This is a genomic window from Pseudolabrys sp. Root1462, assembly GCF_001426945.1.
Taxonomy (GTDB): Bacteria; Pseudomonadota; Alphaproteobacteria; order Rhizobiales; family Xanthobacteraceae; genus Pseudolabrys.
This window is the reverse complement of the sequence record NZ_LMFS01000001.1, coordinates 2,420,425-2,445,897: the sequence shown is the minus strand read 5'-3', so window position 1 is coordinate 2,445,897 and position 25,473 is coordinate 2,420,425. Positions and strand designations below refer to the sequence as shown.

The window sequence follows — 25,473 nt, the reverse complement described above, 5'->3', positions numbered from 1 at the left end:
ATGCGGTACGGACAATGGGGGCGTCACGCGCTCGCCCTGGCGATGCTGGCGGCGACGGCAACCGGCGCTCTGGCCAACGACAGCCTCAAGCTGGCCATCGGCCAGCGTGGCAACTGGGAAACCGCGATCGCCGAACTCGGCAACCGCGCCGGCATCTTCAAGAAGCACAATCTGGATCTGGAGCTTCTGTACACCGCCGGCGCCGGCGAGACGCTGCAGACCATTATCTCCGGCGCCGCCGATATCGGCATCGGCGTGGGGACGGGCGGTGCCCTGGGCGCCTTCGCCAAGGGCGCGCCGGTCCGCGGTATCGGCAACGCCACCGTCGGTGCGAACGACCTCTATTGGTACGTCAAGGCCGACTCGCCGCTGAAGGCTATCAAGGATGCCACCGAGAAGACGACGATCGCCTATTCGACTGCCGGCTCGTCCACCAACATGATCGTGCTCGGCTTCGTCAAGACGTTCGACCTGAAATCCAAGCCGACCAAGACCGGCAGCCCGCCGGCGACCCTGACCGCCGTGATGTCCGATCAGGTCGACGTCGGTTGGGCGGCCCCGCCGTTCGGCCTCAAGGAAATCGACGAAGGCAAGATCCGCATCGTCGGTCGCGGCAGCGATGTGCCGTCGATGCGCAACCAGACCGTCCGGCTGGTCATCGTCAACGCCGATCGCCTGAAGAAGGACAAGGAGGTCATCGCGCGCTTCATGGACGCCTACCGTGAGACGTTGCACTGGATGTACACCGACCCGAAGGCTCTTGCTTACTACAAGGACTTCTCCGGCATCCCGGAGAACCTGACCAAGAAGGCGGTGTCGGAGTTCTATTCCGAAGCGGCGCTCGATCCGGACCGCATCGAGGACATGGACAGCGTCATGGCCGACGCCGTGGCTTCCAAATTCCTGCCGGCGCCGCTTTCCAAAGAACAATTGGCCGAGTTCTTCCAGGTTCCGCCGCGCAAGAAGTAGCGGCGTCCTGACAATACGACAGCCCGCGGCGGCCGCGCCGCGGACTTTGACAGGAGAATGACCGTCAATGCGCCGGAATACGGCCGGACCTGCTCGATCTGGACCAACGTTATCGCCCCGTCACGCCGGGTCCCAGAGCAGAATTTCAATCGGTGTCGGATTATAGGCGTTGCACGGATTGTTGAGCTGCGGGCAGTTCGAGATCAGGACGATCACGTCCATGCAGGCGCGCATTTCCACATATTTGCCGGGCCCGCTGACGCCATCGGCGAAGTCCAGGCCGCCGTCCGGCGTCACCGGGACGTTCATGAAGAAATTGATGTTGTGCGTGATATCGCGCTTGGTCAGCTTGAATTCATCGTGCTGCGCTATGGCCAGGAGCCAGCTGTCGCGGCAGGCGTGCATCGTCCGTTTGTCGAGCGCATAGCGAACAGTATTGGACTCGGTCGCGCAGGCGCCGCCGAGGGTGTCGTGTTGCCCGACCGTGTCGGCGACGATTTCCAGCATGACATTGCACTCGGTCGACATCAGCCTGGAGCCGAGGCCGAGATAGACATTGCCTTGAGCGCGAACGGTGTCGACCGCGCTGTAACGCTCCGCCGGGTCTTCGGCACTGAAGAAGAGCGTGTCGGCTGCCTGATTGCCTTCCACATCGACGATCCGGAGGATCTGGTCCTTTGCGATGCGCTTGAGCCAGTAGTCGCCGGCGGGAATGACCTGGCGATAGCACGCGGTATCGGGCGTGAGCGCACTCTGCTTCAGCATGTGTGCGCTCCGGTTTCGGTGCTGCACAGATGATAAAGTTCGTTGTTCTTGAATCCGCGTCCGTTTTCCGGCCGCAGATTGAGGCAGTAGTCGTCGGGGGCCACTGGGTCCGCCTTGCCAAATTGCAGGGCTACCGGCTTGCGGGGGTAGGGACCCGGAGGATGCATCGGGTGGGGGCAGGTGTGCAGCAGCACCAGCGTGTCCATCTCGAACCGCAAATCCACGGACGATCCGCCGGACGAATTTGCACTGTCGAAGTGCAGGGCGCCGTCCGCTGCCGGCGCGACCTTGCTGAACCAGTTCACGTTCGCGGCAAGATCGCGGCGGCCAAGCCCGTATTTGCCAGCTTCCACGAGGAAGGCATCGTGGCCGTTCTGGGTCCAGTCGTTGCGGTAATCCTGGTAGGTCCGGGTGCCCCAGCGTTCGGCGACAAGCGCCTTGTTGCTATTCCCGGCAACCGTGTCGTGCCAGCCGACCGTATCGGCGACGATGGAGCAGAATATCCGGCCCATATCCGAATAGAGGCAGTGGCCGCGCGTAAGCCGGAAGGTCTGCTGGCATTTCAGCGTATCCGGCGCGTTGTAGCGTTCCAGCGGATTCTGCGGATTGTAGAACAGCATGCCGACATTGGCGCCGCCCGCACGGTCGGTGAGCGTCAGGAGGGTGCCGCGGCGCGCGGTAAACGACCAATGTTTGCCGCCGTCGATGACGGTCTCGTACAGGGGATCGGTCATGGTGAGCCGGGATTGTAAACGATCACTTCGATCGGGGTCGGTTTCGAGCCGGCCGCTGGATTGAGTTCCTGCGGGCAATTCGACAGCACGGCAAGAACCGGCATCGCAGCCAGCAGTTCGACATGATCGCCCGGCTTGGAGATGCCGTCGGAAATGACGACGTGCCCGTCTTCCTTGAACGGCACGCGCATGAAAAAATTGATGTTGGGTACGATCTCGGACGCGCCCATCGACCAGGTCGCCAGTTCGGCGATGAAATTCGCTCGGCAGCTTTTGGTTTTCTTGACGTTGTAGCGGACGAGATCGATCTCGTTGCTGCAGCAGCCGGCCAGCGTGTCGTGAAAGCCGCAGGTATCTTCGACCACCGTGAAAAGCACTTTGGCGTGGTCCGAATAGATCTTGCAGCCCTTTGTAATGTAGAGCGACTTGTTGAGCTTGATCGTATTGGGGAGATTGATGCGGTCGAGCGGCAGTTCCGCCGAGTAGCACAGGAAGTCGACGGCCTGCTGACCTTCGAGGTCGACGATGCGAAGGCGCTGGCCAGTCTCGATGCGCCGCGACCATCTGCCACCGGGCGACACAACTTCACGGCTGACGAGTCCGGGAAACTCGGCGGTTGCAAGGGCGGCGGCGGTCGCTGTCATGTTCATGCTCCCTGTTGCCGGCAATTGGCGCCGGATGCTTCTCGTCATTGGCCTCTGGCCGCGTAGCGCATGAGGAATTGGCGGGCGCGATCGGACTTCGGGGCCGCGAAGAATTCCTCGGGATACCCAGTTTCGACGATCTGGCCGTTATCCATGAAGACGACGCGACTTGCGACGTCGCGCGCGAAGCTCATCTCGTGGGTTACGACGACCATGGTCATGCCGTCGCGCACCAAATCCTGCATGACGCTGAGGACCTCGCCGACGAGCTCCGGATCGAGCGAACTGGTCGGCTCGTCGAACAGGATGACATCCGGCTTCATGGCCAGACATCGGGCGATGGCGACTCGCTGTTTCTGCCCGCCCGAGAGCCGCGCCGGAAAACTGTCGAGTTTTTCGGCAAGGCCGACCCGCGCCAGCAGTGCTTCGGCTTCGGCGCGCACTTCGGCGGTCGGGCGCTTGAGCACGTAAACCGGAGCTTCCATGACATTCTGCAGCACGGTCATATGCGGCCACAGCGCGAAATGCTGGAACACCATGCCGATGTGGGTGCGGGCCGCCGCCAGATCGCGATCGCTCATGCGGACGCTGCCGCCGGGACGCATACCGACGCGCTGACCATTCAGAACCACGGTGCCGCCGTCCGGCTCCTCGAGCCAGTTCATGCAGCGCAGGAGTGTGGATTTTCCCGAGCCGGAGGGGCCGAGCAGGCAGACCGTTTCGCCCTTATGGATCTTGAGGCTGATGTCGCGCAGGACGGTGTTGGAGCCAAAGCACTTGGACAGGCCGCTGACTTCGAGGACAACCGGTTGTTCGGCGCCGCTCGCCGCCGGGGCCTCGGGCATGCGGACTGCGGAGCTGTTCGTCATCGCCTGTCCTCGGCCAGCCGATTGGCGAACGCGACGCCGGTTTCAATGGTCATGCAGGTCATCCAGTACAGGAAAACAGCGGCGACAAACGAGGCAAAGGGCACGAAGTAGGTGGTCTGCAGGGATGTTGCCTCATGAGTGAGTTCGGCGACCGCGATGACGGTCAGGAAGGCGCTGTCCTTGACGATCTGCACCAGTTGATTGCCGATCAGCGGCAATGAGGAATACAGCACCGGCGGGATGATGATGCGGCGAAACAGGCCCCATCCCGTAAAGCCAAAAGCATGGCCGGCTTCGATTGCTTCCTTCGGCAGGTTCTTCCAGGCCGCGCGCAGCAGCTCCGCCATGTAGGCCGCGTTGTACAGAATGAGGGCGACGACGCCGGCCCACCAGTTATCGAACTGGATGCCGAATGTCGGGAAACCGAAATAGATGAGATAGACGAACAGCAGAAACGGAACGCATCGCATGGCATCGACATAGGCCGCGCCGAGCGCGACGATGCCCGGCCTGGACGACATCAGCGGTATCGTCAGCAGGATGCCGAGAGCCAACGCGCCAGTCGCGCCTAACGCGACGATGATCAGCGTATTCTCGAAGCCGATCAGGAGCAGGTCCCGGTGCTGCCAGACGATCGCAAATTCGTTCATGCCGGTGCTCCGGCCTGAGCGTAGCGCCGTTCAATGGTGCGTTGGGTCTTGACGAAGACGAACACGATCAGGCTGTACAGCACCAGGGCAACGACGAAGGGCGGCAGGGGATCGTAGGTCCGCGCGCCGACCCGAATGGCAGCACGGGTGATTTCAACGATGCCGATGACGGCAACGGCCGGCGTGCTTTTGATCTGCAACGTCATTTCGTTGACCAAAGCGGGCAGGCTGCTGCGCACGATCTGCGGCAGGACGATGCGGCGGAAGCGCAGGCCGCGGCGCATGCCGACCGTCAGCGCGGCGTCATATTGGTCGCGCGGGAAGTTCGCCAGCGCGCTGCGCCAGATCTCGGTGTTGAACGCCGCGGTGCTCAGAGTGAGCGTGAGAATGGCGGCGGGCAAGGGCTCCATCGAAATGCCGACGACCGGCAGGGCGTAAAAGATCAAGAGAACGAGCGTGACCGACGGGCAGGTCCGTACGATGCTGACATAGCCTATCGTCAACTGGTTCAGAACGGGCAGGCGGGACCAACGGATAAGCGCCAACCCAAGTCCCAGCGGAACGCCGAGTACGATGCTGATGAGCGACAGGGAAACCGTCGCCAGCGCGCCGTAGGCGATGCTGAAATAGTCATAGGTTGTCACGAGCCGCGGCCCCGCCTGTGATCTTACTTGACCGTCTCGGCCATGTCCTTGAAAGCGACGCCGAACCACTTCTCCTGCAGCTCATACATCTTGCCGCTCTTGCGCACGGCCAGAATGGCATCGTCGATCACCTTGGCGAATTCGGCATTGCCCTTCTGCATCGCCCAAGCGATGTAGACCGGCTTTGACACCGCTGTTCCGAGTTCGAACACGCCCGGCTTTTCCTTCAGCAGAGAGCGCAGGTTGATCTCGGTATTCACAACCGCGTCGGTGCGGCCGAGCGCGAGATCCTGGTAGGCTTCCGGGTTCGAGGGGTATTCGACGATCTTCTTGAGACCGGCGCCGCCCTTGGCCTTGAGCTCTGTGTCGAACACCTTGAGTTCGGCGAGCATGGCAGAGCCGGCTTGCGCACCCACGGTCTTGCCGTTGAGATCGGTGATCTTGGCGCCGGCCTTGGTGGCATAGAACGTCGTCGATTGTGCGACAGGGCTCGAGAACTCGAAGGTCGGTTTGCGGACTTCGGTGACCAGAACCGCGGTCACGGCGATATCGTATTTGCCGGTCGTGACGCCAGGCAGAATGCCGGACCATGGCAGGATCTGCTGATTGATCTTGAAGGGAACGTGCTTCCTGACTTCGGCCAGGAGGTCGTTATCGTAGCCCTTGGAGACGCCATCCTCCATGAATTCAAACGGCTTGAAGTCGTCTTCGGTCACGGCGGTGGCGAAGCCACGTGCCGTGATGTCTTTGAGACCTTCGGCTCGCGCCGGGACGGCGTTGACAGTCAGACTGATGCCGGCCAGCGCCAGCGCTGCGATGGCGACGATGGGCATCCGCTGAAGCGCCGCGCTGCGGCTCGAGCGGAAGAATGCGGAAGCGGTCATGGGTGCCTCGTTGGTTGGCCAAGCCCTCTGCGATGAGCCATGAACATCTGGCCATGAGCATAAGCTTGGCGTGACTTGCGACCGGACGCCCGATGGTCCCGGCCTCCGCCGTCGAAACCCCAGTCGGCGATCAGGCTTGCAAGCGGTATGCCAGTGGCCAGGGGGCCGTTGCTGCTTGGCGCCTGCCGGCCCGATTTGCAGGCGAAATCGGTACGCCGCGGCGTCGGCTCGAGGTTGCGTCGGACCTGATTTCGATCAGCCAGCGAAATCGTCAGTACGGCAATCATCAGTATAAGGACGAATGCCCAAATGCTCGCCGCGCCGTGCACGTATTGTATGCAGCCACAACACCGTTGAGCCTCGAAGAAGCGGCTTAGCGCGATTACGCGGCACCAAGGTTTGGCACAACACTTGCGAACCTGGTCGCGGATAGCGTGGGCTCGAGGCGTAGGCCGACAGGGTCGTCTGTAATCGCAGTGAGAGATGCCTCGGAAAGATGGAGCATCGGCTCGATGCGCGACGTAACCAAGAGTCTTGAAGGCGTCGGCTCATCCGTTCTCCGGTTGGAGGACGATCGCTATCTGCGGGGCCGTGGCCGGTTCATTGCCGATATTCGGCTTCCCGGCATGCTGGACGTTGCGTTCGTGCGCAGTCCGCTCGCCCATGCGCGCATACGTTCGGTCGGCAAGCCGCCAGCGCACGAGTCCGCGATATTCGTAATGGCCGACCTGAAAGGCGTTCAGGGGATAAAGGCCGATTCCGGATTGCCGGGATTCCGGAGCTCGGTGCAACCGGTGCTGGCGTGGGAGAAGGTACGTCATGTCGGCGAGCCGCTCGCCGCCTGTGTTGCGGCGTCCCGCGCCGAAGCCGAAGACATCGCCGAAATGGTGTCGCTCGATCTCGATGAGTTGCCGGCCGTGAGCGAAATGACGCGCGCCCGCGACCCCGGCGCACCGCTCGTCCATGAAGACTGGCCGGAAAACGTATTTCTGGAGACTTCGGTCGACACCAATTTCGATGCGGCCGTGCGGGATGCGGCGGTGGTTGTAAAGCGCACATTTCGCACCGCCCGCCAGAGCATGGCGCCCATGGAAGGCCGCGGCGTGGTGGCTTACTGGGACAATTCGGCGGAGCAACTCGTCGTTTGTACGTCGACCCAGATGCCGCATATCGTGCGCAACGGTCTAGCCGAATGTCTCGGTATCGATCAGGGCATGATACGGGTCGTCGCCCCCGATGTCGGCGGCGGATTTGGTTACAAGGGCATCCTGCTGTCGGAGGAGGTATGTCTCGCGTATCTGGCCATGACGCTCAGACTGCCGATGCGCTGGATCGAAGACCGGCGCGAACACCTGACGGGAAACGCGAACTGCCGTGAACATCACTACGAGATCACGGGCTATGCCGCCGCCGACGGCCGCTTGCTGGCGATCGATTGCGACGCCATTGTCGATTCAGGCGCTTATTCCGCCTATCCGTTTTCCGCGTGTCTCGAGGCAGCCCAGGTCGCCAGTATCTTGCCGGGACCATATCAGTTTCCCGGCTACCGGTGTCGCACCTGGTCGATTGCATCAAACAAGCCGCCGATCCTGCCATTCCGCGGTGTTGCGCGCACCGGCGTGTGCTTCGCGCTTGAAGTTCTGCTCGACTCCATCGCGCGCGAATTGAACCTTCCGCCGGAGACGATCCGCCGCCAGAATCTGGTCAGGCCGGAGCAGATGCCTTTCGTCAATATTACGAAGAAGATTTTCGACAGCGGCGACTACGTCGAATGTCTCGACCGCGCTGTGGCGTCGATTGATCTGCCGGCCATTCGAGCGCGTCAGGCTGCCGGCGAAGCGGATGGCCGCAAGATCGGCGTCGGGTTCGCGATCTTTTGTGAGCAAGGTGCCCACGGCACGTCGGTCTATTCAGGGTGGGGCATCCCCATGGTGCCGGGCTTCGAGCAGGCGACGGCAAGGTTGACGCCGGACGGTGGCCTGGAATTGCGTGTCGGGGTGCAAAGTCACGGTCAGAGCCTGGAGACGACGCTGGCGCAGATCGCCAACGAGGTCCTTGGCGTTGCGCCGCGCAGGGTCAAGGTCGTCCATGGGGATACGGCGTTGACGCCGTATTCGACCGGCACCTGGGGTTCGCGTTGCGCCGTCATGGCTGGCGGCGCCGTCGCGGCGGCCTGCGATGTTCTGGCCGGACGCATTCGGAAGATCGCCGGCCATCTGCTGCAAGCCGATCCCGACTCGGTGGTCCTTGCGGACGGCATGGCCCGAGCTGCTGCCGGCGAAATCTCGATCAGGGACATCGGCACCATTTGGTACCGTCGCCCGCAGGATCTCCCGGCTGATGTCGATCCGGCCGGGCTTGAGGTGACGCAGGGCTACAAGACGCAGCGCGACACCGGCACCTTCTCTTACGCCTGCCATGCCGCCGTAGTCGCGGTCGATCCGGAGCTCGGTTCGGTCGAAATCCTGGACTACAAAATCGTCGAGGATGGCGGCGTTTTGATCAACCCCATGGTCGTGGACGGCCAAATTTATGGCGGTGCGGCGCAGGGCATCGGCACCGCGCTCTACGAGGAAATGCGTTACGACGAAAGCGGCCAGCCCATGGCGGCGACTTTTGCCGACTATCATCTGCCCGGGGCCTGTGAAATCCCGGCTTTCGCGGTCGAGCATATGGAGTTTCCGTCGCCGATCAGCCGCTTTGGTCAGAAGGGCATTGGGGAAGGCGGCGCGATTGGCCCGCCGGCAGCGATTGCCAACGCAGTCAACGACGCCTTGGCGTTTCTCGGCGTCGAGGTCGACACCTTGCCAATCACGCCCGGCCGGCTACTCGCGAAATTCGCGCAGGCGCGCGAAAAGTCGGAGCAGGCCGCTTGAAACCCGTGCGTTTCGAATATGCCGCCGCGGCCAGTTCGGCTGCCGCGAGCGCGCTGCTGGCGCAGGTGGCTGACGACGCCAAGCCGATCGCCGGCGGCCAGTCCCTCGGCCCGATGCTGAATTTGCGTCTGGCTCGGCCGTCCGCTCTGGTCGATGTGTCGCGCGCAAGCGATATGCGAACCGCGCGCGACGAGGGCGATGCCATTTTTTACGGTGGCGCCGTGACCCATGCCGAAATCGAAGACGGCGACGTGCCGGACGCAACGCCGGGATGGCTTGCGGCCGTCGCGCGCCGGATCGCCTATCGCGCGGTACGTAACCGCGGCACCATTGCCGGCAGCCTGGTCCATGCGGATCCGGCGGCCGACTGGGTCAATGTCTTGACCGCGCTTGGCGCGCATGTCGTTGTGGCGCGCGGTAGCGCAGTGCGGACCGTGGCGCTATGCGACTTTTTCACCGGACCGTTCGCGACCGTGCTCGCGCATGACGAGGTGGTTGCCGGTGTGCGTGTGCTCAAGCGCCGCGCCACGGCGCGATGGAGCTACTGGAAATTCTGCCTCAAGGCTGGCGATTTCGCCAAGGCCAGCGCTGCCGTCTTACGGGATCCGGAACGGCGGGAGACGCGCATTCTGTTGGGCGCGATTGAGCGGCCGCCTGTGCTGCTGGACGATCCGTTGGCGATTTTGCAGGGACGGCGATCGCTTGCCGACGTAGTCACACAAGCCGCCCCGCATCTGTCCGATGAAGCGCGGACGTTGCACATCGCGGCGTTGCGGCGCGCGATAGCGCTGGCGACTTCCGATGGGAAGCCGGGAGGAGGGTCATGAACGCTGTCACCCTGCGCGTCAACGGCACCGAAGTAACTGCGGATGTCGCGCCACGCACTCACCTTGCCGATTTCGTGCGGGAGAGCCTCAATCTGACCGGTACGCATCTAGGCTGCGAACACGGCGTCTGCGGCGCATGCACAATGATCGTTGACGGCAGGCCGGTCCGCTCCTGCCTCAGTTTTGCGGTCGCCTGTTCTGGCGCGGATGTACGCACGGTGGAATCCTTCGATGACGATCCCGTCATGGACCTCCTGCGCCATGCCTTCAGTCGCCATCACGCTTTGCAATGCGGCTATTGCACGCCGGGTATGCTGGCGACTGCCTATGACATTGTGACGCGATTGCCGAACGCGGACGAGGCGCGCGTTCGCGAAGAACTCTCCGGAAATCTGTGCCGCTGCACCGGTTATGTCGGCATCGTCGCGGCTATCCGCGACGTCCTGGCCCATGGTCCGCATGCCAGAACCGTTACTACGAAGCGGAGCGCGCGATCGGCTCAGGTGACAACGACCGGATGGAATGTGGCGGCAAAGATCGACACCGATGACGGACACCGGGGTCGATCGACCGGTCTAATTCCGTTGCCGGCCCGCATTGATGGCGGCATCACGCTGTCGCGCGCAGTTTTCGTGCCGGTGCCGGTAGACCGGTTGTGGACGACCCTGCACGATATCGACACCGTTGCGAAATGCCTGCCCGGCGCGAGCATTGAGGAAGTCAGGGAGGACGGCTCCGTTCTCGGCGCATTCGCGGTGGCCATCGGACCGATGCGGGCGCGTTTTACCGGAGCGGCGCAGGTCAGCTACGATGTGGCCTCATGCAGCGGCACGGTCCGCGGCGCCGGCGGCGACGGCATCAGCCGTTCGCGCGCCGATGGCGTCATTGAATTCAGAGCGTTGGCGGCGGGAAATCAGGGCTCAAAGCTCGACATCGACATGACCTATAAGTTGAGCGGACCGCTGGCGCAGTTCGGGCGGCCTGCCGTTGTTACTCATGTGGTGGACGTCTTGCTGGGCGACTTTGCGAAAAATCTGGCGCTTGCGAGCGAGGGCGAGACTGTCATCGCGTCGGCCCCGGTCGGAGGCGGCGGGTTGGTTCTGGGGACGTTGCTTGCGATGTTGCGCCGGCTGTTTTTCAATGACCGGACATAGCGGGGCGCTGACGGCTCGAGCAATGAGACATCATGCTGCAAAATAGCAAAGAGAAACGCCGTGTTGAATCGACTGGCGAGGATTGGCACGGCAAGCCGTTGCAGGCGCGGCCCGGGTTCCTGATTCGCCGCTTGCACCAGATCCACGTTGCTCTGTTCATGGAAGAATGCGCGGCTGAGAGCATCACGCCCGTGCAATACAGCATCCTGACGGCGCTTGAGCATATGGGGACCGCGGAACAGATCGCGCTGTCGAGCGCTGTCGGCTTGGACACCACCAATGTGGCGGATGTGCTCGCCCGTCTCGAGCGTCAGCGGATGGTCAAGCGTCGGATGTCGCCGCGCGACAAGCGGATGAAGGTCGTGTCTCTGACCGAGACCGGCCGGGCCCTGCTGCTGCGTATCGACGCCGGCGCCGCACGCGCGCATGAGCGGACCTTGGCGGCGCTGAGCCCGACGGCACGCGCCCGGTTCATGCGCGATCTTGCCCATCTGGTCGAGTATAACAACGACGTCAGTCGCACCCCGATGGGCTTGCGCTGACATGGTCGGCCTGGCTCCGGCGTCAACGGTTGCTGAGATCCCAAATCTTGCGGCTTCCGCCGGGCGGATTGCTTTCGACGGCGGTCGCATCAACCGCGATGTCATCGTCCTGGATACGGGCCGGATAAAGCTTCAGCGCCGGGACATTTTTCCAGCCAGCGGAGACCGCGCCGTCGCTGAGCGAAAAAGAGGCCAGATGACGCGGACATATCAGCCGGTCATCTTCAATGCGGCCATGAGACAAATCGGCCTTTTCGTGCGGGCAGGTGCCTTGAAAGGCGTAAACGGCATCGCCGCGGCGCGCCAGCACGAGCGCATGGCTTTCGAGCATGACGCGAAGAAAGCCGCCGTCCCGGAGTGCGTCGCGCCTGGCAACCGCGACGAAGCGAGGCCGATAGGGAGGGGTGGTCGTGGTCAATTCTGCTTCCTTTAGAACAAGCCGATGAACTCGTTTTCGTCCGATCGTGCAACGCACGCATCCTTCGAGCGCCTGTTGGCGGCCGTGCCGCAGCTTGAAGGTTGCGCGGCGCTTGGCTCGTTTGTCGCTCTGCCGGACAAGACGCTATTGCACGCCGGTCCGCCGTTCCACAAAGGCGAAGCTATTCCGGCTCCAGTCCTCAACAGCGCGGCGGCGGCGGCTCAATTCGAAGGCTGGGCTGGGGATTTCACGGCGGCGCGAAGGGCGATCACGTCCGGCGACATCCGGTTGGCGCCGGCGCAAGATCATGCCGTCGTAACGCCGCTCGCATTCGTGGTGTCGCCGTCGATGCCGGCTCTTTGCGTGTCTGACGCGGCTGGTCACGTGTCGCCACGCTATACCCCCGTCAATGACGGTCCGCCGCCTGGGGCGCTGCGTTTCGGAGCGCGCCACGAAGGACAGTTCGCGCGGCTGGCTCTGCTCGCGCGGATCGGTCAGGCTTTGGGTGACGCCTTGCGGGACGCCGTTCCAGTTCTGCCGATCATGAAGGCGGGGCTTGTCGGCGGGGATGACTTGCATGGCCGGGTGTCGGCGGCGAATTCCGCATTGGCCGACGTGCTCGCCCCGCGGCTGTCGGGTGAGGCGGACGATTATCTTTCGCTGGCGAACCAGTTCGTCCTCAATGTCATCATGGCGGCGTGCGCCGTCATGATTGCCGCCGGCGACGGCGTCGAAGGAAGCCGTCTGGTCACGGCAACAGGCGGCAACGGGATCCGTTTCGGTTGGCAGCTCGCAAGCGCGTGCGGCATCTGGCAGACCGCGGCCGCAGCAGCTCCCGTCGGTCCGCACTTTCCGCATACGACCGGCCGCCGCTTTCTGCCGGCGATCGGCGATAGCGCGGTGATCGATGCCTGCGGGTTCGGCGCGGCGGCCTTGCGCCATGCGCCGGTTATGATCGCGGTTTTGCGCGGTCATGTGCCGGAAAGCTATTTCGACGCAACCGCCAGTACCGCGTTCATCGGCTCTCATCCTGCATTCCCGCTCGACCTTAAGCTCGGCCTCGATATCGATGCGACGGGTCCCGCGCGTGGCGTCATGCTCGCCGCGGTCGATGCCGACGGCGAGGCCGGGCTCGTCGGACGCGGTATTTCGCCGTGGCCGACCGGCCGCTAGACGCGCCGGCCAAGCCGTCGGCTCAAGCTGCGATGGCGTCCGGGATCAGGGGCGAGTTGCTGTCGTGCCGCACGCCGTCGCGCAGGCAGAACACGGGTCGAATGAGCTTGTCCGACACCACCTCGACGCCGCTATTGTCGGACAGCTTGAACTTGCCGTCGAGAATTTCCAGCACGCTGACGTCGGCATCGCGGCCGACTTTGAGCGCGCCGATCTGATCCTGCATCCGCACCATGATCGCCGGGTTGGAGGTCACCGTGGCGACGATCTCCTCGATCGTCATGCCGAGTGCCAGCAGTTCCGTCATGGCGATGGTCAGGCTGAACGGGGCGATGCCGAAGAACGGGTTTGACTCGCGCTCGCCGGCGTCGGTCGCCGACGGAATTCGGACATTGTAGCCGTGCAGGTCGGCGCCGAGCGTAAACGGCCGCACGCCGGCATCGAGTACCCGCTTGGCAACTTCGAAGCTGAAATGCGATCCATGACCGACATCGACCCGCACGCCGCGCTCGATCGCTTCGAATACGATCGGATGTACCTCGCCTTCCTTGGAGACGAAGCCGCCGGGGTGACGGGTGAACGGATGCGCCAGCACATCGCCGGGCTTCATGATCGGCACCAGTTCGCGGATGAGTTCATCGGCGTCCGGCACGGGGCCTTCTTCGAGGCTGGGCCACAGTTGGCCCAAATGGATATACAGCGGCAGACCGGTTTGGTCGGCGATGTTGCGCCCGGTCTTGATGACCTCCAGGCCCCAGCGTGATTGGCCGCCGATCTCGGCATGGGCCTTGATGCCGCGCACGATGTCGAGATTTTCCTTGGCGACGCGAACCGTGTGCTCGACGTTGACGCCATTCGGGCCATAAAGGTCCGGGTATAGATGTCCTTCAAGGCCGCCGACGAGGTAGCACGAGATAAAGCAGAGCAGGCGGCTTTCCGCCGTGTTGACCAGGTAATTGCGGAAGCCGCCGATGGTCATGCAGCTCGGACCGCCCTGGTCGATCAGCGTGGTGACGCCCGAACGCACGCCGACCATGTCGGGGTTAAGGCCGAACTTGCCGGTTACGTGCTCATATACATGGGCATGCGTGTCGATCATCCCGGCGATGACCAGCTTTCCCGTGACGTCGATCGTTTCGCGCGCCGGCCTCCGCGAAAGATCGGGCTCGATGGCGGCAATCTTCCCGCCGATGATGGCGACGTCATAGCGACCGTTCACTCCCGTGACCGGGTCGATGACCGTTCCACCGGAAAGAAGGGTATCGAAGGAAAGCGGCGCGGTGTTCATGGCCAGAACCTTTGCGGCAGGACCGGTGTTTGGCGAAGCGGAATAATCGTCAGTATACCGACAAAATGGTCGGCCTCGCATGTCGAAATAAAGGGCGTCCCTGCGCAAAATTGCGGCAAGGCGGGAGCGTCCCTTTGCGACAACAGCGCGCCTTTGAATGGTTGCGCGATCGCGTCGATCCGCGCGGAAGCCGGGGCGTCTTCGCTCCCGCACTATGGAATTGCGGGCTGCGTCTCGACGATGGGCCACCATCCCTCATCGCTCAGCTTGAAGAGCGGACAGCCATAGACGGCGCGAACGACCAACGGGGTTGCGAGCGCGTCGACCGGTTTCTCCCAGCGGTTACTCTGCTTCATTGCGACGACCATGCCGGCAATCTCGGCTCCGGCCGCCTGCAACAGACGCACGGCTGCGACTGCTGTCGCGCCCGTGGAAATGGCATCGTCAACCAACGCTACGCGCCTGCCCTTGATCAAGGGCAGGAGGTTTGGGTCCAGCCGCAATGATTTGCCCGTGCCCGGGCTGGTGATTGAGGTGACCGGTTCCGACAACGCATCGTCGTACCAAAACTTGCGCGAATAGCCGAGCGGCACATAGCGCGAATGACCGAGGCGATCGGCCACCAGTGAGGCAAAGGCGAGGCCGAGCGTAGGCAGGCCGACGATGACATCGGCGCCGAAGGCTTTCGCCTGCGCGCTCATGTGTTCGGCAAGCGCGGCGACGACGACGTGCGATGCTTGATTGGCGATGAGGGACGCAACGGCGCGATCTCCGCCCGGCAAGCGGCGCAGCGGCAGAACGAGAAAGCGCCCGCACGGAAGCCGGACCGGATAGCCGAAACGATAAGGCCGAGTTGTCGAGAACCGGGGAGGAACCTCCGATGTCAGAGTTTGCCAATAGTCAGTTGTCGCCTCGGTAAAGACGCTGTCTGCACTCGAGGTCATAATTCACCTCCAGCTAAGAGGCTGGATCGTCCAGGTTCTGTGCCAAACGATAAGGTCACGATCGAAGGCCGCACTAAGGGCGATGAAGCATCCTGCCGAGCAGGTTAAGCAGGATCTGGGCAGCGAGAATGGCGGTTGATCCTGTATGATCGTAGTCCGGGGCAACCTCGACGAGATCAACGCCGACAATGGTGCCCCGCTGGACAATGCCTTCCAGCAATTCCAATACTTCGTAGTAGGTGAAGCCGCCGTGGCTTGGCGTTCCGGTCCCGGGCGCGATTGACGGATCGAAACCGTCGATATCGATTGTCACGTAATATCGCTTTCCGGCAGGAATGCGCGCAAGGACGGCCTCGGCGCCAAGCTTGCGGATCTGGCGGACGCTGAGAATCTCCGAACCCATCCGCCGTGCGTCATCGTAGCCTTCGCGCGCGGTTGAGGACACGTTTCGGATGCCGAGTTGCGTAAGGCCGGTAACATAGGATTTCTCGGCGGCCCGCCGCATCGGATTGCCGTGTCCGTATCGCACGCCATGGCGTTCATCAACGAAGTCGAGATGAGCATCGAACTGGATAATGTGGATCGGTCCCTGATCGTCGAAAGCGTTGATGCAGGGAATATTGATCGAGTGGTCGCCGCCGAGCACGACCGGAATGGCCCTTGCCGAGAGAATCTTTCGTACGCCGTGCTCGATTGCGCGATGGCTTCCGATCGTGTCGGTGTGGACGATATCGGCGTCGCCAATGTCGACGATGCGGGTCTTGTCGGCCGGCAGGTAGACGACATCGTTTTCGTGATCGTAGGCGCCGGAGTGGCCGAACGCGAAAAGCGTCGACGCATCGCGGATCGCGCGCGGCCCGAAGCGCGCTCCGGCGCGCCATTGCGTTCCGAAATCGTAAGGCGCGCCCAATACCGCGACATCGGCGTCGATAGCGTCCCAGTCCTGGCAAATCGGATATTTCCCGAACGTGCAAAATCCCACAAAAGGCAGATCCAGGCGCCCGCTCTCGTAGCCGTGACTCATCGTTCAAACCCTATGACTGCCCGCGGCACCGTCGATGTCAGAAACCGCGTCTCTGAATTTGAAGCAAAAATCGTACCGTGTGTTTTCCGGAAGCCGGCTGTCACCTCGATCGCTCGCCGCGGCCGGCACTTATCGGCTCGGCCAACCGCGCGGATTTGGTGGTTCTGCGTCGCGTTCGGCGACCCCCGGAGTCGGAACCGTTCGGCGCGAAGATCTTGGCGCGGGCGCACGGCAACGTGCTTCCTCGCTAAAAGCCAGATATCAAAAGAGTATTTTCAATTGCATATCCGCCGGGACGGGCGGCGCTAGGTGCAATGGCAGCGGTGAGCGTTACGCCTCTTCGCCACCGGCCAAATAATAATCCTGCAACGCCACCGCACGATGGCTGTCGGCGATCATTCGCTTCAACAGGTCATTCAACATCAGGAACTCTTGCCGGCTCAATGCGGCGAATTCGATGTCGTTCAGACGGCTTTGCACCGGCGCCAGCGATTCGAGCGCCGCGCGGCCCTTGCTTGATACGGTCAGCGTGACGCGCCGGCGGTCGGCCGTATCGACGGTCTTGTGGATGTAGCCCATCTTCAAGAGCCGGTTCGTCGTCGCCGTGATGAATGCGCCGGACAAGTGCAGATGATCGGCGACCGTCTTGACGTTGACGTCGCCGTCACGCGCCAGGTGACCGATCGAAATCAGAACGGTGTATTCGACGCCGCCGAGCCCGATGTATTTACCGTGGCCGCTGCGCAGCCGCTCGTGCAGGGCGAAAAAACCGAACAGGTTATGGACGAGTTCGCGGAAGTCGCGGTCGCTGCCGTTGATGATCAGTTCCGGCCGCGATATCGTCAGCGGCATCTCCCCGCGCTTGCCGCTCTTGCGGACGGAAGGGGCGGTGGCGCCGGCAGAGCGTTTTCGTGCGGAGACTGTCATCGGACTTTTCTGTCGGCGAACCCGGCAAGGCTTGCCACGTGATGGAAAGGTATCAGAGGGGTACGGGAAGCCTCATCAGAGGGCCGTCGCTCCTCCCAGGAATGCTTGCGACATGAGCGAATCGTTTGCAAGGTCTTGAGCCGGCCCGGACATTACCACGCGGCCGGTTTCCAGGAGATAGGCGCGGTCGGCGATTTTGAGGGTCTGGCGTGCCTTCTGCTCGACGAGCAGGACGGTGAGGCCGTCGCGGCGCAGCGATGAGATCAACTCAAACACGGCGGTCGTCGTTTTCGGCGCGAGACCGAGCGAGGGCTCGTCCAGCAGGAGCAGGCGCGGCCGGCTCAGCAGCGCGCGGGCGATGGCCAGCATCTGCTGTTCGCCGCCGCTCAGCAGGTTGGCCAGCGACTGGCGTCGCTCCTTCAGGATCGGGAAGCGCTCGAACATCTCCGCGATGTCTCTTGCCGCCGCCGCATGATCCTTGCGGCAGTAGGTGCCCATGTTGAGATTGTCTTCGACCGTCATGCGCCCGAGGATGCCCCGGCCTTCCGGGACCATCGCCAGGCCGGCGCGAAGATTCAGTTCGGCGCTGTTCGGCGGCAGCGTCTTACCGTCATAGCTGATCGACCCCTTGTAGGGAGTGAGCCCGGCGATGGCGCGCACGGTCGTGGTCTTGCCGGCACCATTGGCGCCGATCAGCGCGATGATCTCGCCAGCTTCGATATCGAGATCGATGCCGCGCACTGCCCGGATCGGGCCGTAGAAGACTTCAAGGCCGCGGACCTTCAGCATCAGGCCGCCTCCGTGCCGAGATAGGCGTCGAGGACGACGGGATCGTTGCGCACGGCGTCCGGCGTGCCTTCGGCAATCAGGACGCCGAAATTGAGCACATAGAGCTGATGACAGAGGCTCATGACGAAAGGCATGTCGTGCTCGATCAGCAGGATCGACAGTCCCCTAGCATTGAGACCGTGAAACAGCGCGCGCAGCTCGTCCGCTTCCTCGGCATTCATGCCGGCCACCGGCTCGTCGAGCAACAGAAGCTTGGGTTGCGCGGTCAGCGCCCGTGCCATCTCGACCTTGCGCTGGATGCCGTAGGGCAGCGTGCGCGCGATGACGTCGCGATATTGTTCGAGGCCGAAAAAGACCAAGGCATCTTCGGCGCGGGTCCGCGCTTCGGCGTCCGCCCAGCCGATCGGCATGACGCTGCGCCACAGCCCGCCGGCGCGCGGCTGCGCGACGAGCAGATGCTCCCAGACCGTCATGCTGGCGAACAGCCGGATGTTCTGGAAGGTCCGCGCGATGCCGGACTGCATGATGCGGTGCGACGGCCATTGCGTGATGTTGTTGCCGGCGAGCAGCACGTCGCCGCTGCTGGCGCGGTAGGCGCCGGTGATGACGTTGAACAAGGTGGTCTTGCCGGCGCCGTTGGGGCCGATGACGCCGACAATGCGGCCTGCCGGCACCTCCAGCGATACGTCGGTGAGGGCCTGGATGCCGCCGAACCTCTTGCCGACGCCGTTGAGAGCAAGCACGGTCATGCGCGCAACCCCCCGAAGGTGAGCCGGTCGAGCAGCGGCTTGTCGAGAATGCCCTGGCGCCGCGTGAGCAGCACCAGCACCAGCAGCACGCCGAACGCCGCCAGCCGCCAGTCGGCGAGGAAGCGCAGCCATTCGGGCAGCAGCACCAGCAGGCCGGCGCCGATCAGCGCGCCCGGCCCGACCGTCGAGCCGCCGAGAATGACGGCGAGCACGAAATCGATCGAACGCTCGAAGCCGAAATTGCCGGGCTCGATGTAAACATAGTGATGGGCGAACAGGCCGCCGCTGATCGCCGCGACCGCTGCACCAAAGCCGAAGGCGCCGACCTTGGTCGCGGTGGTATCGAGGCCGACCAGATTGGCCGCGATCTCATCGTCGTGCACCGCGCGCATGTGCAGCCATAGCCGCGAGCGCTCGAGCAGCACGATCAGGACGAGGATGCCGCCAGCCCACAGCCAGATGGTTGCCAGCGACACGTGCTTCATGCCGTGGAAGCCGCCCGAGCCGCCCATGCGGTCGAAATTCAGGAGGAAGCTGCGCACCATCTCGCCGAAGCCGAGCGTGGCGATCGCAAGATATATGCCCTTGAGCCGCAGCGCCGGGAAGCCGACGACGACGCCGATCAGCGCCGCGGCCAGCGCGGCCGCGATCAGCGCCGCGGTCAACGGCCACTGCAGTTCGACGGTGAGGAAGGAGGCGAGGTAGGCGCCGATGCCCATGAAACCGGCATTGCCGAGCGAGAGCTGCCCGGTCGCCAGGATGATGTAGACGCTCATCGCGCCGAGAAAGAGGATGCCGATATCGGCGAACAGGCCGGCGTAATAGGTCGACATCACACGCGCTGCCCGACGTCGGAACGCGCCCCGCCGAGCAGGCCCTGCGGACGCAAGAGAAGGATGAGGATCATCAGACCGTAGACGACCAGATCGCGGATCTGCGAACCGCCGTAGGCGATGGTGAGGACTTCGGCGATGCCGATGAGCGGCCCGGCGAGCAAGGCGCCCCAGACGCGCGTGGTGCCGCCGATCACCATGACGGCGATGGCCTTGAGTCCGATATCGACGCCGATATACGGCGTGATCGCCGCGTAGTGCAGGCTGATCAGCACGCCGGCGGCGCCGGCCAGCAGCCCGGATATGGCAAAGGCGAGGAACGTCGTCTTGCTCACCGAGACGCCGAGCAGCCGCGCGACATCGCGGTTCTCCGCGATCGCGCGCAGGGCGCGTCCGGCCGGGGTGCGCTGCACCAGGTAGGCGACGGCGCCGACGAGAATAATCGTGACGCCGATGACGACGATCTGCATGACGCCGATACGGACCGGGCCGATCTGGAAATCGCCGTCGAACATCTCCGAGGGAAGCTGAAGCGGGTCGGAGCCCCATACGTTCGTGACGACATTCTGCAGGATGATGGAGAAGCCGAGCGTCGACAGCATCGGCGTGATCAGCGGTGCGTCGCGCAGCGGCTCATAGGCGATCTTCTGAATGATCACCGCAACGACGCAGGCGCCCAGCATGGCGACGGCCATCGCCAGGGGCAGCGGCAGTCCGCGGGCGATGATGGCAAAGCCGAGATAGCCGCCGAGCATGAACAGTTCCCCGATGGCGATGTTGAGCACCGACAGAATGCCCATGACCAGCGAGAAGGACAGTGCAACGAGCGTATAGACAGCTCCCAGCGTCAGGCCATTCACCAGTTGCTGCAACAACATGATTGCCTACCGATCCGTGTGGCAGAGTCGCGTTTCAGAACTTTCCGCGCGGCGCCGTCCTGCAGAGATGACGCAGGCAAGTTCGGGCAAAGATAAAGGGCGCGCCCGGGCGAGGGGAGCCCGAACGCGCCATTCACGAGTGTCTTCAGCAGCTCCCGCCGGCCGCGGAGCAACCGGTGACCTTGGTTTCCCAGGCGCCGTTCTGGCCCTGCACGATGAAGAAGTTCTTGATGGCGTCGCCGTCCTCTCCGAAGTGGATCGGGCCGCTGAAGCCTTCGTAGCCCTTCAGGTTCGCCATGTAGTCGCGGATCTTGGTGCGGTCGGCTTCCAGGCTATCCGGCTTGCCGGTGACGCCGGTCTTCTTGACCGCGTCAATGTACATGCTGACGGTCTCGTAGATGTTGGCGTCATACATGCTCGGCTCGATGTCCTTCGGCAGGCCCGCCGTCGCCCGCATCAGCGGCTGCAGGTCGGCGACGAACTTCTTGGCCTTCGGCGTGGTCATGGTGGCGTAGAAGGTCGCCGGCGCGACCACCGGGATTTCCGGCGCCGCCTTGAGGATGGCCGATGAGATGAGCGGCGTGCCGCCGATGACCGGCTTGGTCAGCCCCTGGCGCTTCATTTCGCGCAGCACGGTGATCGCCTGGCTGTAGTCGGCACCGATGACGATGCCGTCCGGGCTCATGCTCTTGAGCTTGGTGACCTGGGCGCTGACGTCGAGGTCGCCAGTGTTGAACGAGATCGGCGAATCGCCGTTGATCACCTTGATGCCCGCGTCGGCGAACACCTGGGGCATGATCTTGGTCGCGATCGAGGTCGAGACCGCGTCCTTGGCGTCATAGATGATCGCCACCGACTTGGCGTCGAATGTTTTCTTGAAGTACGGCACCGACGTTTTGGCGAGGATGCCCTCGTCGATCGTGTTGCGGAAGGCCCACGGCCTGTTCGCCTTGGCGACGCCCGGCTTCGAAGAAGCCTGCGATGTCGACACCGTCTTCAGTTCGTTGGCGACGGGGAAGGTGACTTCACAGGCGCTGCTGGTCAGCGGACCGGCAACGGCGAGGACTTTGTCGTCGCCTGCGAGCTTGCGCATGTTGTTGGCCGCCTGCGCCGGCTTCGCCGCGTCGTCGAGGATGACGATGTTGAGCTTGGCGCCGTTGACGCCGCCGGCATCGTTGACCTCCTTCTCGAGCATCTTCAGCGTCACCGTGTTGGCGCGGCCCCATTCGGCGAACGGGCCGCTGCTCGGCACGATAGCGCCGATGTTGATTGTGTTCTGCGCCTGCGCGACCTGCGCGCCCGACATCAGCGCGGCAGTCATCAGACCGCCGATGATCAATTTACGCATTTCCAACATGTCCTCTCCTCCGATGTGACGTTCTCGCCCGCAAAGGTCGGCGCGGTGCTTCGCTTCAGATCTGCATCCGGCGTTGCTGGGATGATGCGATTTTCATGCCACGCCCGAGAAAAAGGCTAGCATCAGAAAGCGAACTTGAAAAGCTTAGTTAGTTAGGCAATTATCGTGACAGGTTGCTCGATAAATACTCAGCCGGCGGAAGAGGGCGGACCATGAAGATCAAGCGAATCCTCACTTTTTTCGATGAGATCCGCGAGGCGAGCGGCCGCGCGGCCGAGCCCGTGCTGCGTAAATCCGCCGCGGTGGCCATCGTGCAAAATCCCTTTGCCGGCAAATATGTGGAAGACCTGTCGCTGCTGACGAAAGAGAGCGAAGCGGTCGGCCGCGAGATTTGCGCCATCGCTGTTTCTTTGCTCGCACCGCACAAACCGGTGAGCTACGGCAAGGCGGCCATCGTCGGCATCGCCGGCGAGCAGGAGCACGGCAATGCCATGCTCACCACCGTGTTCGGCAACGTCATGCGCGAGGCCGCCGGCGGCGGTGTGGCCTGGATTTCATCCTTCACCAAGCGTGCGGCGCCCGGCGCCAGCATCGACATTCCCCTCGCGCATAAAGATGCACTCTATGTGCGCTCGCATTACGACGGCATCAGCATCACCGTGGCGGACGGACCGGCGCCGGACGAGATCGCGGTCATCTGCGCCTATGCGACACGCGGTCGCGTCAATGCCCGGGTTGGCGGGCTGGCGGCTGCCGACATCAAGGGAATCGACGGTCTCACCTGAGGGCGCCGCCGAGACGAGGCGGCTCGCAAAAACGGTTCAACGGAGCAGGTCATGAGCGATTGCAAGACCGGAGCGGATCACATCAAGTCTTTGAAGGACGGCCGCACCGTCTATATCGACGGCAAGCTGGCTGGCGACGTGACGGAGCATCCAGCCTTCCGTAACGCGGTGCGCGCGGCGGCCAACCTGTACGACTTCCAGTCGAGGCCCGAAAATCTCGAAATGATGACGTTCCGGCCGGAAGGCTCGAACCGCCGCGTCAACCGCGGCTGGCAGATGCCCCGGAACTACGAGGAGATGGTGCAGCGGCGCAAAGCGCTGCAGGCCTGGTCGGCGCTATCCGGCGGTTTCCTCGGCCGTTCGCCCGACCACCTGGCCTCGGCGCTGATCGGACAGCGCATGGGCATCGAGGTTTTCCGTAAACACAGCGAGGAACGCGCCAAGGCTTTCGAGGCCTATGTCGATTACGCGACGCAGAACGACCTGTTCCTGACCTACGTGATCATCAACCCGCAGGCCGAGCGCGCCAAAGGCTGGGGCGAGCAGGCCGAGGATCTCGTGGCGCGCATCGTCGACGAGGATTCGACCGGCATCACGATCCGCGGCGCCAAGATGCTGGGCACGTCCTCGATCATGGCCAACGAGGTATTCGTCGCCAATCTGCAGCCGCTCAAGCCGGGCGAGGAAGATCTCGCGTTCTGCTGCGCGCTGCCGATGAATACCAAGGGCATCCGCGTTCTGTCGCGCAAGTCCTACGAAGCTCACGCCGTGTCGAAGTTCGACAATCCGATCTCGTCACAGTTCGACGAGAACGACGCCCTGATCTATTTCGAGGACGTCAAGGTACCGTGGGATCGCGTCTTTATTCACCGCGACACCGACGCCTGCCGTGCCCAATTTCACGATACGCCAGGTCACGCCTACCAGAACTACCAGGCGCAGATTCGCCTGTCGGTGAAGATCGCTTTCCTCGTCGGTCTGGCGCGCTCGATCACCGAGGCGATCGGCACCACGAAAATTCCAAGCGTGTCGGAGCAGCTCGGCCTGCTGGCCGCGCAGGCCGGCATGGTCAATTCGATGCTGTCCGGCATGGAAGCGTCCGGCGAGATGCGTGGCGGCTACTGGGTGCCGAACCGGCACTTCATGTACTCGGCACAGGTCATCACCCAGGATCTCTATCCGAAGGTGATCAACACCATCCGCGACCTTGCCGGCGGCGCACTGATCATGCTGCCTTCCTCGATCGCCGATTTCGGCAATCCGGAGATGGCCAAGATCATTGAGAAGACCCAGCGCTCGGCAACCATGGATTCCGAACACAAGGTCAAATTCATGAAGGCGGCGTGGGATGCCATCGGGTCAGAGTTCGGCTCGCGGCACACCCAGTACGAAATGTTCTATGCCGGCGCGCGGTTCGTCACTTGCGGCCATAGCATGCGGACCTATGATTGGAACGGCGCGACGGGTCTTGTCGAAAAACTTCTGTCGTCCTACGAGCTCGACGACGAATTGAAGCGCGTCGAGGCAGCCAGCTGACAGGCGAAGGACCGATGAAAGTCGCGATCGTCAATCTCGGCCAGATTGTTTCCGGCGAATGGCGGTCGCCTTTTGTTGCCGGTGATAGCATCATCACCGACGGCGAGAAGATCGTCAGTGTCGGCACCGCATCCTCCGCGGCAGTCGAAGCTGCGGACGTTGTCATCGACGCTGACGGCATGACCGCGATTCCCGGCCTGATCGACTCCCACGTCCACATTACCTTTGGCGACTATACGCCGCGCCAACGCACCGTCGGCTATCTCGAGAGCTATCTGCACGGCGGCACCACCACCTGCATCAGCGCTTCCGAGGTGCATGTGCCGGGCCGCCCGCGCGATCCGGAAGGCGTGAAAGCGCTGGCGCTGGCGGCGCAGCGCTGCTTCGAAACCTACCGGCCCGGCGGCATGCGCGTCATCGCAGGCTCGGTCATTCTCGAGCCGGGGCTCGTGCCCGGAGATTTCACCGAACTCTTCAGCAAAGGCGTCAAGCTCGCCAAGGCCGGCTTCGGCGCCGTGAAGACCGCCTACGATTACGGCCCTTTGGTCAAGGCGGCGAAGGATGCCGGCATGATCACGACCTGCCACACCGGCGGTTCGTCGATCCCCGGTTCGGGCGCCATCACCGGCGATCATCTTCTGTCGTTTCACCCTCACGTCTCGTTCCACATCAATGGCGGGCCGACGGCGATGCCGGATTCGCACTTCGAGCGCGTCATCAAGGAAAGCGAGATCGCCTTGCAGGTCTGCACGGCCGGCAATCTGCGGACCACGTTGTTATGCGCAAAGCTTGCCGATGAGCTGGACGCCTTCGATCGTTTCATTATCGCAACCGATACACCAACTGGTTCCGGCATCATGCCGCTCGGGATGCTCTACACCATCGCGCATTGCGCGAGCCTCACCGATATGGAGCCGGAGCGTTTTGTCTGCGCTGCCTCGGGCAGCAATGCCCGCATTTACGGCCTCGATTCCGGCTATCTCGCCGCCGGCAAGGCGGCCGACATTGTGCTGCTGGACGCGCCCGACGGTGGCACGCAGCAGATCGCGCTGGCGGCGATCAAGCATGGCGACATTGCCGCCATCGGTGGCGTCGTCACGGCTGGCGTGCCGCGTTTCGTCGGCCGTAGCCGCAACACGCCCGCGACCACCCGCAAGGCGCGGGTGGTGCGGTCATCGGTGATGCAGGATTTCGCCGCGCCGACGCACTAGGCC

Annotated in this window: 26 protein-coding genes; 9 read left to right on the top strand and 17 right to left on the bottom strand. The window is 63.1% G+C overall.

What is annotated here, in order from left to right; genetic code table 11:
• Entirely contained in the window at positions 1-969 is a 969-nt protein-coding gene (locus ASD45_RS12005) for an ABC transporter substrate-binding protein (RefSeq protein WP_056911691.1), read from the top strand.
• 120 nt (positions 970-1,089) lie between these two features.
• Here the strand turns inward: ASD45_RS12005 and ASD45_RS12000 are convergent, their stop codons facing one another.
• Genes ASD45_RS12000 through ASD45_RS11970 form a run of 7 tightly spaced genes read right to left on the bottom strand, consistent with a single transcriptional unit; the run spans position 1,090 to position 6,159 of the window.
• The gene (locus tag ASD45_RS12000) at positions 1,090-1,734 is read right to left on the bottom strand and encodes an urea amidolyase associated protein UAAP2 (RefSeq protein WP_056911690.1); all 645 of its coding nucleotides are present in this window, start codon (positions 1,732-1,734) and stop codon (positions 1,090-1,092) included.
• Positions 1,728-2,468 carry an urea amidolyase associated protein UAAP1 gene (locus ASD45_RS11995; protein WP_056911689.1) on the bottom strand — a complete coding sequence of 247 codons (741 nt, stop codon included), beginning with the start codon at positions 2,466-2,468 and terminating at the stop codon, positions 1,728-1,730. Before ASD45_RS11995 ends, ASD45_RS12000 begins: the two co-directional genes overlap by 7 nt.
• Positions 2,465-3,112 carry a DUF1989 domain-containing protein gene (locus ASD45_RS11990; protein ID WP_056912745.1) on the bottom strand — a complete coding sequence of 216 codons (648 nt, stop codon included), beginning with the start codon at positions 3,110-3,112 and terminating at the stop codon, positions 2,465-2,467. Before ASD45_RS11990 ends, ASD45_RS11995 begins: the two co-directional genes overlap by 4 nt.
• A 44-nt stretch (positions 3,113-3,156) precedes the next feature.
• Positions 3,157-3,957: an amino acid ABC transporter ATP-binding protein gene (locus ASD45_RS11985; protein WP_056912744.1), complete on the bottom strand. Its 801-nt coding sequence runs from the start codon at positions 3,955-3,957 to the stop codon at positions 3,157-3,159.
• Between the two features lie 20 nt (positions 3,958-3,977).
• Positions 3,978-4,631, bottom strand: a complete 654-nt coding sequence (locus ASD45_RS11980; protein ID WP_056911688.1) for an amino acid ABC transporter permease — start codon at positions 4,629-4,631, stop codon at positions 3,978-3,980.
• The gene (locus ASD45_RS11975) at positions 4,628-5,275 is read right to left on the bottom strand and encodes an amino acid ABC transporter permease (RefSeq protein WP_056911687.1); all 648 of its coding nucleotides are present in this window, start codon (positions 5,273-5,275) and stop codon (positions 4,628-4,630) included. The genes ASD45_RS11980 and ASD45_RS11975 overlap by 4 nt, the downstream gene beginning before the upstream one ends.
• Before the next feature lie 23 nt (positions 5,276-5,298).
• Positions 5,299-6,159 (bottom strand): transporter substrate-binding domain-containing protein, encoded by an 861-nt coding sequence (locus ASD45_RS11970; RefSeq protein WP_056911686.1) that lies wholly within the window; start codon positions 6,157-6,159, stop codon positions 5,299-5,301.
• A 512-nt stretch (positions 6,160-6,671) separates the two neighbouring features.
• On the opposite strand from ASD45_RS11970, the gene ASD45_RS11965 reads away from it, so the two are divergent.
• From ASD45_RS11965 to ASD45_RS11950, 4 genes are read left to right on the top strand one after another with little or no spacing between them, the layout of a single operon-like run.
• Positions 6,672-9,035, top strand: coding sequence for a xanthine dehydrogenase family protein molybdopterin-binding subunit (locus ASD45_RS11965; protein WP_056911685.1), 2,364 nt, complete (start codon positions 6,672-6,674; stop codon positions 9,033-9,035).
• Positions 9,036-9,040: 5 nt separating this feature from the next.
• The gene (locus ASD45_RS11960) at positions 9,041-9,862 is read left to right on the top strand and encodes an FAD binding domain-containing protein (RefSeq protein ID WP_280136409.1); all 822 of its coding nucleotides are present in this window, start codon (positions 9,041-9,043) and stop codon (positions 9,860-9,862) included.
• Entirely contained in the window at positions 9,859-11,016 is a 1,158-nt protein-coding gene (locus tag ASD45_RS11955) for a 2Fe-2S iron-sulfur cluster-binding protein (protein WP_056911683.1), read from the top strand. Before ASD45_RS11960 ends, ASD45_RS11955 begins: the two co-directional genes overlap by 4 nt.
• Before the next feature lie 32 nt (positions 11,017-11,048).
• Positions 11,049-11,558, top strand: coding sequence for a MarR family transcriptional regulator (locus ASD45_RS11950; RefSeq protein WP_056911682.1), 510 nt, complete (start codon positions 11,049-11,051; stop codon positions 11,556-11,558).
• Between the two features lie 22 nt (positions 11,559-11,580).
• Here the strand turns inward: ASD45_RS11950 and ASD45_RS23060 are convergent, their stop codons facing one another.
• Positions 11,581-11,976, bottom strand: a complete 396-nt coding sequence (locus ASD45_RS23060; protein ID WP_156380813.1) for a Rieske (2Fe-2S) protein — start codon at positions 11,974-11,976, stop codon at positions 11,581-11,583.
• A 24-nt stretch (positions 11,977-12,000) separates the two neighbouring features.
• Between ASD45_RS23060 and ASD45_RS11940 the strand changes: the two genes are divergently transcribed.
• Complete coding sequence (locus ASD45_RS11940; protein WP_056911680.1) at positions 12,001-13,149, top strand: DUF1116 domain-containing protein; 1,149 nt, start codon at positions 12,001-12,003, stop codon at positions 13,147-13,149.
• A gap of 22 nt (positions 13,150-13,171) precedes the next feature.
• Here the strand turns inward: ASD45_RS11940 and ASD45_RS11935 are convergent, their stop codons facing one another.
• The 9 genes from ASD45_RS11935 to ASD45_RS11895 all read right to left on the bottom strand — a co-directional run bounded on the left by ASD45_RS11935 (position 13,172) and on the right by ASD45_RS11895 (position 21,929).
• Positions 13,172-14,437, bottom strand: a complete 1,266-nt coding sequence (locus ASD45_RS11935) for an amidohydrolase/deacetylase family metallohydrolase (RefSeq protein ID WP_056911679.1) — start codon at positions 14,435-14,437, stop codon at positions 13,172-13,174.
• A 212-nt stretch (positions 14,438-14,649) separates the two neighbouring features.
• Positions 14,650-15,381, bottom strand: a complete 732-nt coding sequence (locus ASD45_RS11930) for a phosphoribosyltransferase (protein ID WP_056911678.1) — start codon at positions 15,379-15,381, stop codon at positions 14,650-14,652.
• Positions 15,382-15,454: 73 nt separating this feature from the next.
• Positions 15,455-16,405 carry an agmatinase gene (gene speB / locus ASD45_RS11925; RefSeq protein ID WP_056911677.1) on the bottom strand — a complete coding sequence of 317 codons (951 nt, stop codon included), beginning with the start codon at positions 16,403-16,405 and terminating at the stop codon, positions 15,455-15,457.
• 330 nt (positions 16,406-16,735) lie between these two features.
• Complete coding sequence (locus tag ASD45_RS11920; RefSeq protein ID WP_156380812.1) at positions 16,736-17,332, bottom strand: MarR family winged helix-turn-helix transcriptional regulator; 597 nt, start codon at positions 17,330-17,332, stop codon at positions 16,736-16,738.
• A gap of 75 nt (positions 17,333-17,407) precedes the next feature.
• On the bottom strand, positions 17,408-18,073 hold the full coding sequence (locus ASD45_RS11915) for an ABC transporter ATP-binding protein (protein ID WP_244485323.1): 666 nt from the start codon (positions 18,071-18,073) through the stop codon (positions 17,408-17,410).
• Positions 18,074-18,120: 47 nt separating this feature from the next.
• A complete protein-coding gene (locus ASD45_RS11910; RefSeq protein WP_200949666.1) occupies positions 18,121-18,870 on the bottom strand; it encodes an ABC transporter ATP-binding protein in 750 nt (249 codons plus the stop codon).
• A complete protein-coding gene (locus ASD45_RS11905; RefSeq protein ID WP_056911674.1) occupies positions 18,867-19,703 on the bottom strand; it encodes a branched-chain amino acid ABC transporter permease in 837 nt (278 codons plus the stop codon). The genes ASD45_RS11910 and ASD45_RS11905 overlap by 4 nt, the downstream gene beginning before the upstream one ends.
• Entirely contained in the window at positions 19,703-20,581 is an 879-nt protein-coding gene (locus ASD45_RS11900; protein ID WP_056911673.1) for a branched-chain amino acid ABC transporter permease, read from the bottom strand. The genes ASD45_RS11905 and ASD45_RS11900 overlap by 1 nt, the downstream gene beginning before the upstream one ends.
• A gap of 145 nt (positions 20,582-20,726) precedes the next feature.
• Positions 20,727-21,929 (bottom strand): ABC transporter substrate-binding protein, encoded by a 1,203-nt coding sequence (locus tag ASD45_RS11895; protein WP_162249417.1) that lies wholly within the window; start codon positions 21,927-21,929, stop codon positions 20,727-20,729.
• A 221-nt stretch (positions 21,930-22,150) separates the two neighbouring features.
• On the opposite strand from ASD45_RS11895, the gene ASD45_RS11890 reads away from it, so the two are divergent.
• The 3 genes from ASD45_RS11890 to ASD45_RS11880 are packed head-to-tail and all read left to right on the top strand — an operon-like array spanning position 22,151 to position 25,470.
• The gene (locus ASD45_RS11890; RefSeq protein ID WP_056911671.1) at positions 22,151-22,723 is read left to right on the top strand and encodes an amino acid synthesis family protein; all 573 of its coding nucleotides are present in this window, start codon (positions 22,151-22,153) and stop codon (positions 22,721-22,723) included.
• A gap of 51 nt (positions 22,724-22,774) precedes the next feature.
• The gene (locus ASD45_RS11885; RefSeq protein ID WP_056911670.1) at positions 22,775-24,259 is read left to right on the top strand and encodes a 4-hydroxyphenylacetate 3-hydroxylase N-terminal domain-containing protein; all 1,485 of its coding nucleotides are present in this window, start codon (positions 22,775-22,777) and stop codon (positions 24,257-24,259) included.
• A gap of 14 nt (positions 24,260-24,273) precedes the next feature.
• Entirely contained in the window at positions 24,274-25,470 is a 1,197-nt protein-coding gene (locus ASD45_RS11880; RefSeq protein WP_056911669.1) for an amidohydrolase family protein, read from the top strand.
• Positions 25,471-25,473 lie beyond the last annotated feature (3 nt).